The sequence below is a fragment of the Haloplanus sp. GDY1 genome (assembly GCF_023703775.1).
Classification (GTDB): domain Archaea; phylum Halobacteriota; class Halobacteria; order Halobacteriales; family Haloferacaceae; genus Haloplanus; species Haloplanus halophilus.
Genome location: NZ_CP098514.1, coordinates 1,817,184 through 1,832,515, shown reverse-complemented (window position 1 = coordinate 1,832,515; position 15,332 = coordinate 1,817,184). Strand labels below are relative to the sequence as shown.

The window sequence follows — 15,332 nt, the reverse complement described above, 5'->3', positions numbered from 1 at the left end:
GGGATATGGACTGTCCGCAGTGTGGTGGCGCGCTCGCCACGTACGCCCTGGAGGGCCGCGAGGCGTCCGTCTGTGAGGACTGCGGCTACGTCGGTATCTCCGCCGAGCACCGCGGCGACCCCCGTCGCGTCGAGTCGTGGAACGACGCGCTCCGGCGCTTCTACCGGGCTCACGACGCCGACGCGGAGCCGGGCGTCGAACTCCGTCCGCCGCTCTCCCGCCCCTCAGAAGGGTCGGGGGAGTCGTGGGACGAGGCGCTCCGGCGGTTCTACGAGCGACGGACGGACGAGGGGTCGGTGGACGAAGAATCGGCGGACGAGAGGTCGGCAGACGAGGGGTCGGTGGACGAGGAGTCGGCGGCCGAGGAGTCGGTGGACGAAGTATCGGCGGCCGAGGAGTCGATGGACGAAGAATCGGCGGCCGAAGAATCGGCGGCCGAGGAGTCGGCGGACCAAGACGCCGCGGCGTCGGCGCCGGAGACGTCGGCTGCGGGGACCGACGGGACGGACGAGTCGGCGGCCGAGGACGCGGCGACCCGGCCGTCTCAGTCCTCCGCGGGCGACTCCTGAGCCTGCCGGTTGCCGCTCTCCTCCTCTTCCTGTTCCTCGTCGGAGCGGGCGGCAACCAGCGCGCCGCGGGCGACGCTGTAGAGGGGTTCGTCGACGCTCTGGACCTCGCTGATCGAGAACGGAATCGAGGCGTCGCGCAGGTGGTCCTCGAACAGTTTCTCGAAGCCGCGGGGGCTGGAGGTGCCGCCGGTGACGACGACGGGGACGTCCAGGTCCTCCTCGACGTCCTCCTCGTCCACCTCGTGGGCGATGTTCTCGATGACGTAGTCGAGCAGGTTCTCGTAGTAGATGGCGAGTGCGCCCTCGACGCCGCCCACGTCGGTCCGGAAGTCGAGTTCGAAGTCGTCCTCCTTGATGGAGGTGACCTTGTCGACGGGCGTGCCCGTCGCCTGCGCGGCCTGCTCGTCGATCCAGTCGCCACCGCGGGCGATGGAGAACTTCATGACGGGCACGGCGTAGTACGACAGGCAGACGTTGGTCATGCCGGCGCCGAAGGAGACGCCGAGGCCGGTGAAGTTGTGGTTTGCGAGTTCGGAGTAGATGACCGCCATCCCCTCGTTGATTGGTTCGGGTTCGTAGCCCATGTCGCCGAGCATCGACTCCAGGGTCTTCTCGTGATAGAGGGTGGAGAGGTCGGAGTCGATGGGGTCGGCGGGCGAGGAGAAGTAGAGGCGCTCGCCGGGGTGGTTGGGCTGGCCCACCACCTGCTCGGTGATGAGCTTGATCATCGGAATCGCGGAGGACTCCTCGGAGGAGAGGATGCCGTGTTGCATCGGGCGGCGCGTCTCCTCGTTGAAGATGTTCGCGAAGTTGAGGGCGTCGTCGCCGACGACGTACACCTTGTCGTCCTTCCGGATGTGGAGGACGTCGCTCCGCGAGAGCATCTGCTCCGCCATGTCGGAGTACTCGATTTCGACGAAGGAGTTTCGCTGCTGGACGAATACCGTCTCAGCGCCCTCCTGCTGTGCCGAGATGAGGTTCATGGTGCCGACGTCTAGGCCTTTTGCCATACGCGTGTGATGCCCCGTCGCCATCATAAACGTTCGCCCAAGTGTCCGACCGCTTACCTAGGTCTGACGGGCGTCAGACGGTCGAATTCGGACGGTTTCGGGAACGACGGCCGATCCTACCGCGAGAACAGTCCCCTCGCACGGTCGACGAGGCTCTCGTCGTCCTCGGTCGCCATCTCCTCGGCCTCCTGCTGCTGGCGGAGTTCCGTCAGCGCCGCCGTCTGGTCGTCGACGCCCGTCGAGGAGTCGGTGTCGCGTTCCCGCCCCTGCAGTTTCCGCAGGTTCGAGAGGGCGTCGTCGACGCTGCTGTCCGACGACCGCACCGTCGTCGCCTCGGCGTTCTCGAACGCCTCGCGGTCGACCTCCACCTCCGCGTCGGTGTTGAGTTCGAGGCGTTTGGTGTTCTTCCGGTTGACGCCGCCCCACGACAGGTCGGCGTCGGCCATCGCCTCGTCGATGTCGCGGCGGACCTGTTCGTCGGAGACCGACTCGCCGCCCGCGCCGCCACCGCTGCCCCCGCCGCCGCCCGACTCGGCCGCCCCCGTCTCGGCGCGCACCTCGGCCGCACGTTCGCCAGGCGTGGCCCGTTCCACCTGGTGGCCGACCAGCGCCGCCCCCGTCGCCCCCACGACGGCGACGAGGCCGACGGCGTAGATGGCGACGCCCTGCGCGCTGTAGTCGGGCGACCACGCCACGTTCCAGTTCCGCGGGTAGGTGGCGACGAACAGGCCGACGGCCACGAGACACACCGCCAGCCCCCCGAGCGAGACGTAGGTCATCCGCCGGTCTCCGGGGAGGAGGACCACCATCCCGAGGAGGAGGAGGGGGAGGCCGACGCTCGCGGCCACCATCGACACCTCCCTGATCGCCCACGCCGGCGCTCCCGTCCCGCTCGAAAGCGCCGAGAGCAGGAACACGAGGATGCCGACGGCGCCGAGGGCGATGCCGCCGAAGAAGAGCGCGAATCCCAGATAGACGTCCGTCTCCGTCTCGGGGTCGCCGATGTACCGGCCGTACCACTCGAAGAGTACGTTGTCGGGGGTGTCGTCCGTGCTCATTGGTGAGCGTTACAGGCTCGACCCATTTGACTGTTGGCGACCGTCTGACGAGGGTCTGACGCTGTATCCGAAGGCTTATGCGCGAACTCGCCGACCCGGGAACTGATGCCCTCCCGGTTCGGTCTCGGCGAGACGCTCGTCGCGCTCGGCTGTCTGTGTCTCCTCTCGACTGCCGTCCTCGGCGCGGCGCTGGCGCCCGCCGGAACGACGAGCGCCGCCCCGGCGCCCGACAGCGAGCGCGTGACCCTCCTCGGCGTCCAGGGTGTCGGGAGCTACGTCGAGGGCGGCTCGGTCCGGCTGCTGGACGGCCACGACGAGCGCTGGCGGGAGTCCTCGGCCGACACCTACTTCGACGTGACGCGACTGGACAACGGGTCGGTACTCGCGGGGTACATGGCCGACGGCTACGAGGACTGTGGCCCCTACTCGCCGCCGTGTCACCGCACGGGCTACCGGATCATCGACCCCGAGCCGACCCCCAGCGTGGTCGCGGAGTGGTCGTTCCCGGTTCGCAACCGGGTCGCCAGCGAGGTACACGACGTGGAGCCCCTGCCCGGCGGCGGATTCGTCGTCGCCGACATGGAACACGAGCGGGTCGTGATCGTCGAGGACGGCGAGGTGACCTGGGAGTGGAAGGCGAGTTCCCGCTACGAGGCGCCCCCCGACCCCACCACGGTCGACTGGCTCCACATCAACGACGTGGACCGCATCGGGCAGGGGCGCTTTCTCGTCTCCGTCCGCAACGCGAACCAGTTGGTCGTCCTCGAACGCGGCGAGGGGGTCGTGCAGGTGATCAACGAGGACCGGGACGACGCCACCGACGACGACGGGCTCGTCGGGGACCCGGACGTCCTCTACCACCAGCACAACCCACAGTGGCTCGGCGACGGCGCCGTGCTGGTCGCGGACAGCGAGAACCACCGCGTCGTCGAACTCCACCGCACCGAGAGCGGCGAGTGGGAGCCCGCGTGGGTCCTCCGCGGCGCCGGCGGCCAGAAGTTCGACTGGCCGCGGGACGCCGACCGCCTCCCCAACGGCCACACGCTGATCACCGACACGCGCAACGCCCGCCTCGTCGAGGTCAACGAATCGGGTCGCGTGGTCTGGGAACACCGGCTCGACTACCGCGCCCTGCCCTACGAGGCCGACCGCCTGCCCGTCGGCGAGGCCGTCGGCGGACCCACATACGGCGACGCCGACACGGACGCCGCGGCCGGCGGGAGCGTTCCCCTGCTCACGCCCCTGCTCCGGCTGATCAGTGCCGGCGTCCGCCTGCCGCTGTGGGTGAGCGAGATTCACCTGCTCGCGACCCTCGTCTCGCTCGGCCTCGTCGGCGCCGGACTCGTCCTCCGGTGGCGCGACGGGGCGTAGCGCCCGCGCAGATTTTTGGGGCGGCCGCCCCGAGGAGCCCACATGGACGACCTGACCTGGGAGACGACCGACTCGGCCGTCGACTACACCTGTCCCGGCTTCGACGTGCGCCGCGACGAGGTCCGCCTGCCCGACGGCACCGAAACCGACTTTCATTACGTCGACGAACCCGCGGCCGTCGTGGTCCTGCCGTTCACCCCGGACGGCGACGTGGTGGTCATCGACGAGTGGCGACAGGCCGTCGGGCGGGTGAACCGCGGGCTGCCCGCGGGCTCCGTCGAGGGCGCCGACGTCGACCTGGCCGCCGCCGCCCGGCGCGAACTCCGCGAGGAGACGGGATACGAGGCCGACGCCGTCTCGCATCTGTTCTCCGCGGAGCCAACCAACGGCATCGCCAACTCCGTCCACCACTACTACGTCGCCCGGGACTGCGTCCCCACGGGCGAGCGAAACCTGGATTTCAACGAGAGCATCCGCGTCGCCACGACCGGATACGACGACCTGCTGGCGGCCGTCCTCGACGACGACCTGCGCGACGGCCGGACCGTCGCCGCGGTCACGGGGTACGAACTCCGGGACGGCGTGGGACGAGCGCCGTAGGGAGCCGTCGCTCGCCGCTCGGGAAAAAACGAAAGTTCGGGAGCGGCGTCAGTCGTCCGCCGGAGCCTGACCGCCGGAGCCGGAGACGCCCGTGCCGGGACCCGCGTCGATGTCGAGGCGTTCGAGCGTGTCGTCCGTGACGACGCCGTCGACCCAGCCGCGGTGGCTGTAGTACTCGTCTTTCATCTCGGCGAGTTCGCAGAGCTCACCCTCGGAGCCGCGCTGGCCGGGGATGGCCTCCTCGTCGCCCTCGACGAACCGACCCGGCAGCGAGTCGTCCGCGCCGTCGAAGCCGGCGAGGTTGTTGAAGTAGCGTTCGAGGTTGTAGACGCGCTCGCCAGCCGTCATGAGCTCGTCCTCGGACAGGTCACGGCCCGTCATGCCGTTGTACTGCTTGACGTACTCCTCGATGCCCTCCGCGAACGCGTTGAACTTGCAGATGTCGAACGAGTCCGAGATGGCGTGGAGGTCCTGGAAGGTGGCGCAGAGTTCGCCCTTGCCCTCCCACTCGTAGGGATCGACCTTCTCCGGGATGCCGAGGATCTCGGCGGCCGGCGTGTAGCCGCGCAGGTGGCAGGCACCGCGGTTCGAGGTGGCGTAGCCGATGCCCATGCCCTTCATGCAGCGCGGGTCGTAGGCCGCGATGGTCTGACCCTTGACGTCCAGCCGGCAGTCGTGGGCGTCCATCTCGTCGGCGATGCCCTCGGCGCCCTTGGCGAGCAGGTCACCCAGGTCGCTGCTCCGGTGACCGACCTCCTCGATGAGGTCGATCATGTGTTCCTCGTCGCCCCAGTCGACGCCGTCGTCGAGGTCGTCGAGCTTGCCCTTCTCGGTCATCTCCATCGACATGGCGAAGATGTTCCCCATGTCGATGGTGTCGACGCCCATGTCGTTACAGCGGTCGATCATGACCGCGATGGAGTCGCGGTCGTCGTTGGTGGAGTTGGTGCCGAGCGCCCACGCGCTCTCGTACTCGTAGGACTCCATCCGGACGTTCATGTCCTGGCCCTTGTGCTTGTAGTTGACCTCGACCTCCTTCTTGCAGGCGACGGGGCAGGAGTGACAGGTGGGCTCGTCCACGAGGATGTTCTCGCGGACGTTCTCGCCGCTGATCTTCTCGGCTTCGACGTCCGTGCCCTCTTCCTCGTTCATCGCGAAGGAGGACGTGTACTTCCCGTTCTTGGTGGGGTGACCGTCCATCTCCTCCGTGATGTTCATCAGGACGTTGGTGCCGTACATCGAGAGCGCGCCCTCGTTGGGCGCGGTGACGTCGGACTCCTGGATGACCTGCATGGCCTGCCGGGCGCCCTCGCCGAACGTGTCGGAGTCGGCGGGCTTGGGCATCTTCGTCCCGGATTTCACGACGACGGCCTTCAGGCCCTTGTTGCCCATCACACAACCGGTGCCGCCGCGGCCCGAGGCGCGGTCGTCCTCGTTGATGATACAGGAGTACCGAACCTCGTTCTCGCCGGCGGGGCCGATGGCCATGATGGAGAGGTTCTTGCCGTAGGACCCCTCGACCTCCTCCTCGACGAGGTCCCGTGTCTCGTGGACGCCCTTGCCCCACAGGTGGGAGGCGTCGCGGAGTTCGACCTCGCCGTCCTCCACGACGGCGTAGACGGGATCCTCGCTCTGCCCCTCGAAGACCAGTCCGTCGAAGCCCGACCACTTGAGTCGCGCCCCGGACCAGCCGCCGTGGTGGGAGTCCGTGACCGTCCCCGTGAGCGGGGACTTGGTACAGATCGCGATCCGACCGCTCATGACGGCCTGGGACCCCGTGAGGGGGCCGTTCATGAACACGAGTCGGTTGTCCGGGCCCAGCGGGTCGACCTCCGGACCGGCGTCGAAGACGTATTTCACGCCGAGCCCGCGGCCACCGATGTACTTTTTCGCGTCCTCGTCGTCGATGCCCTGGTAGGCGACATCTCCGGAGCCGAGGTCCACGTGCGCTACGTGATCTCTGAATCCGCCTAAGTCTGTCATGGTAACGTACGTTAGTTCATTACATCTCCAAGCTGTTAGTCGTTGCTTCGGTGATGTAATCGGATTCAATTACGCGGCCTCTATATGTCGCCGCCGTGTGCCGAAAACATGTCACGAACACGGCGGTCGTCCATCACAGTTGGCCTCGCGCTGGCGCTCCTCGTCGCCTCGGTGCTGAACCCCCGCTGGCTGGGCGCGTCCGGCCCCGGCTCGGCCGGGACGGCGTGGCTCCACCTCGTCGGCTACGCCGCCCTCGGCGCCGCCCTCGTCCGCCCGGGGTGGCGCGGTGCGGCCGTCGCGGTCGTCGTCGCCACCGGCTACGGCGCCGGCATCGAGCTTCTCCAGGCCGGCCTCGCTCACCGGACCGCCAGCCTGGCCGACGCCGCGATCAACGGGGCCGGGGCGACCCTCGGCGTCGCCGGACGGATCGCCCTCCGCCGGGGGCGTTCCCCGCCGACCGACGGGTGACCCGCACGCCGCCACCCCGAAGCCGCTTTACGCGTCGGCCGGCTACCGGGCGACGATGAGTCAGCCGAGCCCCGAAGTCTACGAGCGCGGGCGCGGGATGGACGCCCACAACCAGGTGATGCGGGAGATCCGCTCCCGGAAGGACGAGACCTACGACCCCCACGAACCCACCCGCGTGTGGATCGACGAGGACAACACGCCCGGCGGCGTCTACCAGTCGCTCACGATCATCCTGAACACCGGCGGCTGCCGCTGGGCACGGGCCGGTGGCTGTACCATGTGTGGCTACGTCGCCGAGTCCGTCGAGGGCGGATCGGTCCCCCACGACGCCCTGATGGACCAGATCGACGCCTGCCTCGACCACGAACGCGAGAACGCCGACGAGCGCTCCGGTCTGATCAAGATCTACACATCCGGCTCCTTCCTCGACGAACGCGAGGTCGGCGCGGAGACCCGCGACGCCATCGCGTCCGCGTTCGCCGACCGCGAGCGGATCGTCGTCGAATCCCTCCCCGACTTCGTGGACCGCGAGAAGCTCTCGGACTTCACCGACCGCGGCCTCGCGACCGACGTCGCGGTCGGCCTGGAGACGGCCACCGACCGCGTGCGCCACGACTGCGTGAACAAGTACTTCGACTTCGAGGACTTCGTCGCGGCGACGGCGGAGGCCGACGCCGCCGGCGCCGGCGTGAAGGCGTACCTCCTGATGAAGCCGCCCTTCCTCTCCGAGCGCGAGGCCCTGGAGGACATGGTCGAGTCGGTGCGTCGGTGTGCCGAACACTGCCACACCGTCTCGATGAACCCCTGCAACGTCCAGCGACACACGATGGTCGAGGACCTCCACTTCGAGGGAGGGTACCGGCCGCCGTGGCTCTGGTCGGTCGCCGCCGTCCTCGAACGCACCGCCGACGCCGACGCCATCGTCGTCTCCGACCCCGTGGGGGCGGGCAGCGACCGCGGCCCGCACAACTGCGGCGACTGTGACGACCGGGTCCAGCGGGCGATCAAGGACTTCGACCTCCGACAGGACCCCTCGGTGTTCGAGCAGGTGGCCTGCGACTGCGAGGCGACGTGGGAGACGGTGCTCGACGAGGAGACGAGTTTCGCGATGCCGCTGACGCGGTAGCGCCACAAGGCCTTTGCTCGGGGGTCCGCAGGTGGCGGTATGTTCGGCACAGCGCCGCCGCTCGCGGCGGTTCGTTCGACGACGACCACCCCGGGGGCAGCGGATGGACGACCCTGACCCCCCGGGACTCCGTCGGCGCACCCTCCTCTCGGCCCTCGCCGGCGCGGGCACCGCGTCGCTGGCGGGGTGTCCCGCGCCCGGCGGCGGTGACCCGTCGTCCGGCGGCGACGGGGACGGCGCCACCGACGCCCCGACCTCGACGCCGACGGACGGGGAGGCCCGACGCCTCGCCGAGCGGTTCGCGCCGACGCTCTCCTTCGACGCCGCGGAGCGGTGGCTGCCGACCGACCCGCGGCCCTACGCGACCGAGCGCGACGGCGAGACGGTCGTCGACGGCTTCGACGCGCTGAACGGCTACACCCGCGCGTCCCGGGAGTCGGAGACGCCACCGAACCCGACCGTGTTCTACCACGTCGTCGAGTACGAGTCGTCGCCGCTCGCCGTCGTCCAGTACTGGTACTACTCGGCGTTCGACCAGTTCACCACCAACTTCCACTGGCACGACTGGGAGGTGGTACACGCTTTCGTCGACGTCGACACCGGCGAGCCACAGCTGTTCGTCGCGAGTTCGCACTCCCCGCGGGTGCCGAACAACGAGTTCCTCGACCCCACGCGGCCGCCGCGCATCCTCTCGGAACTCGGCTCGCACTCCAGTGCCCTGTCGCTGAACGAGCGGCGGAACAGCTTCCAGCGACTCCCCCTCGGCGACCTGTCCGCCGACATCACGAACCGCGCGCTCGACGTCGTCGGGACGCTGGCGGAGCTACCGGCGGCCTACGGCCTCCCCCGCGACGAGGGGATGCGCCTCCCCTACGTGATCCCCGAACTCGACGGCGCGCCGCTCTACGAGCACGAGCGCCTCCCCGCGGTGGACCGGGAGACGCTCGTCCCGGCGTCGCTGACGGTGCGCTCCTTCGACGCGCTGTCCGCGCCCCCCTCGGACCTCCGGACGCGCGAACCGGGCCTCGTCGTCGACTTCGCCGGCCGCTCCGAGCCGGAGGGTGACGCGACCTACGACCTCGTCCCCACGAGCGAGGTGGCGCACATCGCCGAGTTCACCGGACCGCAACTGAGCTTCGAGTTCGCCGTCCCGAAGTTCGCCGAGGACGCCATCGCGGGCCACATCTCGACCGCTGGCACCCCGTGGGAGCAGGCCCGCTACGACGACCCGGCCGCCGACATCACCGACCCCGCTCACCGGGCGGCGCTCGCGGACCGCTACGACGCCATCGCCCCGCCGGGACCGCTGAACGACCTCGTGGCGACGGTCACGCGGACCGACCAGTCGCCGGACGCGCCGGCCGGACAGGGCGTGACGACGGCGGCCACGTCGGTCGAGGCCGTCGCGCTCCTCCGGAGCGACCCCGTCGCCGCCCCGACGTTCCGCGGCACGCTGCTGCTCCGCGGCGTCGAGTCGGGGACCCACCAGTTGACGGTCAACGGCCCGGGGCTCGCCCCCCACGCCGAACCCGTCGAAGTGGGGGACGACGGGGACGCCGACGGCACCGCCAGCGCGACGCCGACGCCCTCGGACGCCGGCGCGCGCGGGACGACCACGCTGGCCGGCGCTGGGGGTGAGATTCCGCTCGTCCCCCGGGAGAACGCCCTCAGACTCGAAGTCGACGCGGCGGGGACGGAGGCGGAGCTGACCGACCTCGCCGTCGACGACGACTTCGGCGGTCGGCTGTACGACGCGCCGCTGGACGGCCCGGACGCGGTGTACGTCGACCGGCGCGGCGCCTACACCGCGGAGGTGCGGGACGTCGACGACGCCATCGGCGCCTTCCGCGTCAATCCGCAGAACGCCGACCCGGTGCGCGTCGACCGTCCGCGCACTGGCAAGGCGTCGCTGGCGTCGTTCGTGGCCGCCGTGGCCGACGAGACGGCCGACCAGCTCGGCACCGTCGGGGACGGGTCGACCGTCGACCGGATCGCCGACGCCATCCCCGGCGGCGAGGGCGCGACCAACACCCTCGGCGGACTGCTGCGGGCGCTGGAGGCGGTCAGCGGCGCCGCGAACCGGGCCGCCGAGCGGGCGGCGGCGGGCGACCGGGCGGGCTCGGACCGCGCGCTCGACGCCCTCGCGGCGAACCTCCGGCGGACGGTCGAGCGGTTCGAGGGGCTCCGTGACACGCTCCCGGAGCCCGTGGCCGCGGCGGTCGACCGCCGGTTCCGACAGGCCCGGCGTCGGACCAACCAGGCCCTCGCGGCCGAGAAGCTCTGACCGGTCAGTCGAGGAAGTCACGGAGCGCCGCCGAACAGGACCGACAGAGCATGACGCGCAGGTCGCCGTCGGCGTCGAGGAGGTCGAGCGCCCCGTAGACGTCCCCCGGTTCGATGGTCTCGCCACACCGATGACAGTCGTGGGGGCGGGCGGGGTTCGACCCGGTCACCGTCGCCGTCCGCCGTCCCCGTGGTCGTCGGCCTCCACGCGAACCGTCGCGGGCGCGTCCCCGAGCGGCGTCCCGTCGTCGACGACCGGCGCCAGCCCGAGTCGCTCGACCGTCCCGGCGGTCGGGACGCCGTCGGCCGACCACCCCCGGGCGGCGTAGTAGGCGTCGAGCATGGCCTCGAACGCCTCGCGGTCGACGGTGCGGCCGGCGGCCGGGCCGTCGGGCAGGGGATCCTCGAACAGGTCGGGCAGGGAGTCCTCGGCCCGGCCGAAGCCCTCGCGGACGTTGAACAGGCGGACGAGCGTCCAGATTCGCTCGCCGACCGCCGCCAGTTCGTCGCGGTCGTAGTCGAGGCCGACCGCGGAGAGCCACTCGGCGCCGAGGTCCTCCCACATGGTCTCGCCGGCGAAGTCGTCGACGACGAGGCTCCAGAGCGTCGAGCGGACGTTCTGGGCGCCGACCACGGTGGCGACGCGGTCGGCCGTCGTCCACGCGTCGCGGGCGAACGCCTCGCGCTCGACGGGGCGGGCCCGGCGGTGACAGCCGCCGCGGTCGCTCGTGGCGTAGGCCAGCGCCATCCCCGCGGCCCCGCGGGGGTCGTAGGCGGGCAGTTCCATCGACTTCACCGTCGGCACCTCGCCCGCGCCGTAGCGCTCGCGGGCCGCCTCCACCCCGTCGGCGAGCGTGTCGCCGAGGTCCGTCGACCGGGTGGCGATGGCCGACAGCAGGCGCTCTGCCGCCCCGGCGTCGCCGAAGGCGAGGTCCGGATCCGGGTCGACGGCGCCCGCGTCCGCGGCGCGGACGGCCCACGCGACGGCGTTGCCCGCGCTGATGGCGTCCATCCCGAGGTGGTCGCAGGCGGCGCCGAGACGCGCCACCTCCTCGAAGTCGTCGATGCCGAGGCCGGCGCCGAGCGACATGAGCGCCCCGCCCCGCGGGACGGACTCGCCGTCCTCCGTGTCGACGCGGAAGCCGCCGGGCACCGCCTCGTCCGCGTTCTCGCGTCCCGTCGCCGCCTCGCGGACCGCCTCGACGCCGATGTCGCCGGCGTCCTCGAAGCGGCCGCCCTGCCAGCCCCGGGTGGAGAGGACGCCCACCTCGTTGGCGAAGTCGACGCTCTCGACCGTCTCGCCGGCGGCCTGCCAGCGGCCGGTGTCGTCGTCGCGGTAGGCGGCGCCGTAGCGCTCCCGGAGGTCCGACAGCGCGGCGGGCGGCTCCGGCGGGTCGCCGTGGACCGCGACGGCCTTCAGCCGCTTTGCACCCATCACCGCACCGGCGCCGCCCCGGCCGGCGTGGTGGTCGCCGCCGTCGCAGGCGATGGTCGCGTAGGCCACCCGCTGCTCGCCCGCCGGGCCGATACAGGCCACGGCGCCGTCGAGGGCGTCGTCGGCCTCGGCGGTGTCGGCCCCCCACAGGTCGGTCGCGTCGTCGAGGCGAACCTCGCCGTCGACGACGGTGAGCGTCGCCGGGCGGTCGGCCACGCCCTGGATCAGGAAGCCGAAGACGTCGGGCAGCGCGCCCGCGAGGGCGTCCGCGAACCGCCCGCCGCTGTAGGAGTCGAGGAAGGCCCCGGTCAGCGGCGACTTGGTGACCGCCGCGTACCGCGACTCGCCGGGCAGATACCCCGAGAGCGGGCCGATCAGGAGGGCGAGGCGGTTCTCCGGTCCCAGCGGATCGGCCCCCGCGTCGAGTTCGTCGTAGAGGTAGCGGGCGCCGAGTCCCTTGCCGCCCAGGAAGTCGCGTCGCCACGACTCCGGAACGCGCTCGCGGGTGACGGTGCCGGCGGAGAGGTCGACCCGTAACACGTCGCGCCGGGCGGGCGATGACATCGGCTCACGTAGTCGGGAAACGATGTTAAGCGTTGTCCTCGACGTGGCGCATCTCGACGGCGACGCCGCGGGAACTCGACCGCATCTCGGCGCCGTGCATCGACGCCCGGCCGACGCCGAAGGCCGACGGCCCCTCGACGACCACCTCGTCGCCGACGCGAATCGCGTCGTCGGCGTCGGTCACCCCGGGCGCGAGGACGCTCCCGTGGGGCACGAAGTCGTCGATGGTGACCCGCTTCGTCGGCGCGTCGCTCGCCGCCCAGTGACGGGCGCCCGCGAGGGTGAACGCGAGGACGCCGTACTGGGGCACCTGTGCCGCCAGTTGCGTGCCCGACCCGTCGCGAACCTGGAGTTTGGGGTGGCGACTCGTCGTCTGCAGGTCGGGAAACAGGTCGTCGCCCGCGCCGGCGCCGAACTGGTAGTCCGCGATGGCCCGGACCGTGTTGTGCTGGCGCTCCCGCTTCGAGTACCTGAGTTCGCCCGAGAGGGCGTCCGAGAGGTTCGATAGCGAGGCGTCGGTCGTGGGATGGTCCTCGACCGTGAACTCGAAGGGGACGTCCACCCGGTCGGCCACCCGCTCGCAGATGTCGCGGTAGCCCTCGCCGGGGACGTGCGCGACCACGCGAGGGTAGTCGTTGCGCTCCAGATACCGCTCCAGCACCGCGGCGACGAAGGCCGTCTCGCCCTCGGTCCAGTCGCCGGTCACCACCGCGTCGTAGTGCTGGGCGGGATACGTACACTCCAGTTCCTGTGGCACCACGCCGATTGGCGAGGTCATCGAGACGACGTGGCCGCGGTAGTCGACGGCGCGGTGGAACTGGGCGTGACTCTGGGAGTCGCTGTAGGGCTTCCGGGCCGAACACGGGAGGAGGACCAGCGGGTTCGAGAAGCGGTTGCGGTAGCGGGCGGTCACTCGGTCGGCGAAGCGCTGGATCTCCACCCGGTTCAGGGTGTCCTTGCTCGCCGCGCTGATCTCCGCCTCGCGGATCACGGGCGTCCGCCGCTCCAGATACCGGTACTGCCCGTCGAACTCCCGGAAGGCCGCGGTCAGCCAGTTCTCGTGACGGGCCTGCCCTTCGAGGTAGTCGCGGAGGCGCCCCCGCCGGATCCGGGTGCGGACGGTACGGAGTTCCGACTCCAGGGCCGCGACGTTGTGGGCGACGCAGTCCTCGCGGCTGAACGCCGCGAGCGGCGGGTCCGAGGGGAACGCCCCGGGAAGTTCGTCGAGTTCGTCGAGGTGGTACTCCCCCTCGGCGGTGAGATACACCCCCTGTCGGCCCTTGACGCGGGCGAGTTTCGCGTCCACGAGGTCGACCCCCGCGGCGACGAGCGTCGCGACGTTGCGGGGCGTGGCGACGCCGGCGAGGTAGAGCGCGGTGTCGGCCGGAATCGACTCCCGGACGGCGATCAGTTCGTCGCGGAATGTGGCGCCGTGGCCGACGACGCCCGGCGCGTTCGAGAGGACGTAGGCGTCACAGCCGTGGTCGGCGGCCGTCTCGGCGGTGACGACGCCCGCGCTCGGGTACTCGACGTCGGGGTAGTCGACGGCGAAGGAGTCCTGCACGGTCGGGTCGGTGCCGGCCGGGAAGGCGCGGTGGGGGAGGACCGTGAGTTCGGCCTCGCTCCCCTCGGGCAGGTCCCGACCTGCCCCCCACAGGCTCCCGCCGTCGACGACGAACTCGTCGGCGACGGCGGGCGTCGTCACGGGGTCTCGCAGGCGGAGTTCGCCCAGTCGGGCGGCCCCGTCCCGCGCGTGGACTTCGAAGTACTCGGTCATGGAGGGTCGTGGCGGGGGGCGCGGAACTACGTTTCGTTCCCCGGCTACGCCCGCCGACCCGACCCCACCTCGTCCCGGACGACGTAGTAGAGGATCCAGACCACGAGGCTGCCGAAGAAGGCGCCGACGGCCCACGCGAGCGCGTGACCGCTGTTCCGCCCCTTCGCGTCACGGTAGATCAGCACGGAGACGACGAGGGGGACCACGAACGAGAGAAACAGCATCACCAGGAGGATCAGTACCTCGGCACCGCCGGGGACACCGAACTGCAACACGGGGAGGGTCATGGACTGGCCTTCATCCGGGGATCACAAAAGCGTTCCCCGACCGACGGCCGCGGCTTTTACCTGACCGCGCCCCAACGCGGGGCATGACCGAGTACACCGGCGAGTGGGACCGCGCGGGGGTCGCGGCGTTCCTGGCCGACGCGCGGATCCCGATCCGGGTGGCCTGTCGGACGCCCGCGGGCGGCCTGTGGATGCTCTCGCTGTGGTACGACTTCGACGCCGACGCCGGCGCGTTCGTCTGTGCCACCTCCGCGGCGGCGGACGTCGTCGAGTACCTCCGCGCGGACGACGGCGTCGCCGTCGAGGTGTCGACCAACGAGCCACCGTACCGTGGCGTTCGCGGCTGTGGGTCGGCGACGGTCGCCCCCGACGACGACAAGGCGACCCTGCGTGCCCTGCTGGAGCGATATCTCGGCGGCACCGACTCGTCGCTCGCCAGACGGCTCCTCGACCCGGCGCGGGACGAGGTGCGGATCCGGATCGACCCCGTCCGGCTCTACTCGTGGGACTTCACCGACCGGATGCGCGACGTGAGCGCGGCGGAGTGACCGTCAGCGTGACGTGGCTCCAGCCCCGTTGCGGTCACATGCGCGTCGCCCTCCGACGGGCCGCTGTCGGGGCCTACGTCCTGTGGCTGCTGGCCGTGGTCCTCCTGATCGCCGGGAACTACACCCCGATTCCGCTCCTGCCGGGCGTCCACGCTGGCGTCGTCGCCGGCGCGGCCGTCTTCACGCTGCTCGGCGTCGGACAGCTCGCCAGATGGGGGTATCGACGGCTCGCGTCCTGAGTCGCGTCCGGCCG

General features: G+C 71.0%; 15 protein-coding genes. 8 read left to right on the top strand and 7 right to left on the bottom strand.

Going from position 1 to position 15,332, the window contains the following annotated elements:
- Positions 1–5: 5 nt before the first annotated feature.
- Entirely contained in the window at positions 6–569 is a 564-nt protein-coding gene (locus NBT67_RS09750; RefSeq protein WP_251341529.1) for a zinc ribbon domain-containing protein, read from the top strand.
- Here NBT67_RS09750 and NBT67_RS09745 read toward each other — a convergent pair.
- Together NBT67_RS09745 and NBT67_RS09740 are read right to left on the bottom strand one after the other, a co-directional pair.
- Positions 545–1,579: a disk-shape morphogenesis protein volactin gene (locus NBT67_RS09745; RefSeq protein ID WP_251341528.1), complete on the bottom strand. Its 1,035-nt coding sequence runs from the start codon at positions 1,577–1,579 to the stop codon at positions 545–547. The genes NBT67_RS09750 and NBT67_RS09745 overlap by 25 nt on opposite strands.
- A 116-nt stretch (positions 1,580–1,695) precedes the next feature.
- A complete protein-coding gene (locus NBT67_RS09740) occupies positions 1,696–2,637 on the bottom strand; it encodes a cell division protein CdpA domain-containing protein (protein WP_251341527.1) in 942 nt (313 codons plus the stop codon).
- Positions 2,638–2,742: 105 nt separating this feature from the next.
- Here NBT67_RS09740 and NBT67_RS09735 point away from each other — a divergent pair, with 105 nt between their 5' ends.
- Both NBT67_RS09735 and NBT67_RS09730 read left to right on the top strand, forming a co-directional pair.
- On the top strand, positions 2,743–4,008 hold the full coding sequence (locus NBT67_RS09735; RefSeq protein ID WP_251341526.1) for an arylsulfotransferase family protein: 1,266 nt from the start codon (positions 2,743–2,745) through the stop codon (positions 4,006–4,008).
- Between the two features lie 42 nt (positions 4,009–4,050).
- Complete coding sequence (locus NBT67_RS09730; protein ID WP_251341525.1) at positions 4,051–4,608, top strand: NUDIX hydrolase; 558 nt, start codon at positions 4,051–4,053, stop codon at positions 4,606–4,608.
- 48 nt (positions 4,609–4,656) lie between these two features.
- Here NBT67_RS09730 and NBT67_RS09725 read toward each other — a convergent pair whose 3' ends face one another.
- Positions 4,657–6,591: an aldehyde ferredoxin oxidoreductase family protein gene (locus NBT67_RS09725; RefSeq protein ID WP_251341524.1), complete on the bottom strand. Its 1,935-nt coding sequence runs from the start codon at positions 6,589–6,591 to the stop codon at positions 4,657–4,659.
- 108 nt (positions 6,592–6,699) lie between these two features.
- Here NBT67_RS09725 and NBT67_RS09720 point away from each other — a divergent pair, with 108 nt between their 5' ends.
- From NBT67_RS09720 to NBT67_RS09710, 3 genes are all read left to right on the top strand, one after another.
- The gene (locus tag NBT67_RS09720) at positions 6,700–7,059 is read left to right on the top strand and encodes a VanZ family protein (protein WP_251341523.1); all 360 of its coding nucleotides are present in this window, start codon (positions 6,700–6,702) and stop codon (positions 7,057–7,059) included.
- 55 nt (positions 7,060–7,114) lie between these two features.
- On the top strand, positions 7,115–8,185 hold the full coding sequence (locus NBT67_RS09715) for an archaeosine biosynthesis radical SAM protein RaSEA (RefSeq protein WP_251341522.1): 1,071 nt from the start codon (positions 7,115–7,117) through the stop codon (positions 8,183–8,185).
- Between the two features lie 103 nt (positions 8,186–8,288).
- Positions 8,289–10,469, top strand: coding sequence for a hypothetical protein (locus NBT67_RS09710; RefSeq protein ID WP_251341521.1), 2,181 nt, complete (start codon positions 8,289–8,291; stop codon positions 10,467–10,469).
- A 4-nt stretch (positions 10,470–10,473) separates the two neighbouring features.
- Here NBT67_RS09710 and NBT67_RS09705 read toward each other — a convergent pair whose 3' ends face one another.
- Genes NBT67_RS09705 through NBT67_RS09690 form a run of 4 tightly spaced genes read right to left on the bottom strand, consistent with a single transcriptional unit; the run spans position 10,474 to position 14,531 of the window.
- Positions 10,474–10,638 carry a hypothetical protein gene (locus NBT67_RS09705; RefSeq protein WP_251341520.1) on the bottom strand — a complete coding sequence of 55 codons (165 nt, stop codon included), beginning with the start codon at positions 10,636–10,638 and terminating at the stop codon, positions 10,474–10,476.
- Complete coding sequence (locus NBT67_RS09700; protein WP_251341519.1) at positions 10,635–12,467, bottom strand: aldehyde ferredoxin oxidoreductase family protein; 1,833 nt, start codon at positions 12,465–12,467, stop codon at positions 10,635–10,637. The genes NBT67_RS09705 and NBT67_RS09700 overlap by 4 nt, the downstream gene beginning before the upstream one ends.
- Positions 12,468–12,492: 25 nt before the next feature.
- Complete coding sequence (gene arcS, locus NBT67_RS09695; protein ID WP_251341518.1) at positions 12,493–14,244, bottom strand: archaeosine synthase subunit alpha; 1,752 nt, start codon at positions 14,242–14,244, stop codon at positions 12,493–12,495.
- 44 nt (positions 14,245–14,288) lie between these two features.
- Entirely contained in the window at positions 14,289–14,531 is a 243-nt protein-coding gene (locus NBT67_RS09690) for a hypothetical protein (RefSeq protein WP_251341517.1), read from the bottom strand.
- An 83-nt stretch (positions 14,532–14,614) separates the two neighbouring features.
- On the opposite strand from NBT67_RS09690, the gene NBT67_RS09685 reads away from it, so the two are divergent.
- Positions 14,615–15,079, top strand: coding sequence for a pyridoxamine 5'-phosphate oxidase family protein (locus NBT67_RS09685; protein ID WP_251341516.1), 465 nt, complete (start codon positions 14,615–14,617; stop codon positions 15,077–15,079).
- Entirely contained in the window at positions 15,076–15,318 is a 243-nt protein-coding gene (locus NBT67_RS09680; protein ID WP_425498837.1) for a hypothetical protein, read from the top strand. The genes NBT67_RS09685 and NBT67_RS09680 overlap by 4 nt, the downstream gene beginning before the upstream one ends.
- Positions 15,319–15,332 lie beyond the last annotated feature (14 nt).

Bases quoted from the DNA above. Each gene is read 5' to 3' on its own strand.
- NBT67_RS09685 (WP_251341516.1), top strand. From the start codon at position 14,615: ATGACCGAGTACACCGGCGAGTGGGACCGCGCGGGGGTCGCGGCGTTC.
- NBT67_RS09720 (WP_251341523.1), top strand. From the start codon at position 6,700: ATGTCACGAACACGGCGGTCGTCCATCACAGTTGGCCTCGCGCTGGCG.
- NBT67_RS09715 (WP_251341522.1), top strand. From the start codon at position 7,115: ATGAGTCAGCCGAGCCCCGAAGTCTACGAGCGCGGGCGCGGGATGGAC.
- NBT67_RS09745 (WP_251341528.1), bottom strand. From the start codon at position 1,579: ATGGCAAAAGGCCTAGACGTCGGCACCATGAACCTCATCTCGGCACAG.
- NBT67_RS09725 (WP_251341524.1), bottom strand. From the start codon at position 6,591: ATGACAGACTTAGGCGGATTCAGAGATCACGTAGCGCACGTGGACCTC.
- NBT67_RS09700 (WP_251341519.1), bottom strand. From the start codon at position 12,467: ATGTCATCGCCCGCCCGGCGCGACGTGTTACGGGTCGACCTCTCCGCC.
- NBT67_RS09735 (WP_251341526.1), top strand. From the start codon at position 2,743: ATGCCCTCCCGGTTCGGTCTCGGCGAGACGCTCGTCGCGCTCGGCTGT.
- NBT67_RS09690 (WP_251341517.1), bottom strand. From the start codon at position 14,531: ATGACCCTCCCCGTGTTGCAGTTCGGTGTCCCCGGCGGTGCCGAGGTA.
- NBT67_RS09710 (WP_251341521.1), top strand. From the start codon at position 8,289: ATGGACGACCCTGACCCCCCGGGACTCCGTCGGCGCACCCTCCTCTCG.
- NBT67_RS09740 (WP_251341527.1), bottom strand. From the start codon at position 2,637: ATGAGCACGGACGACACCCCCGACAACGTACTCTTCGAGTGGTACGGC.
- NBT67_RS09730 (WP_251341525.1), top strand. From the start codon at position 4,051: ATGGACGACCTGACCTGGGAGACGACCGACTCGGCCGTCGACTACACC.
- arcS (WP_251341518.1), bottom strand. From the start codon at position 14,244: ATGACCGAGTACTTCGAAGTCCACGCGCGGGACGGGGCCGCCCGACTG.
- NBT67_RS09750 (WP_251341529.1), top strand. From the start codon at position 6: ATGGACTGTCCGCAGTGTGGTGGCGCGCTCGCCACGTACGCCCTGGAG.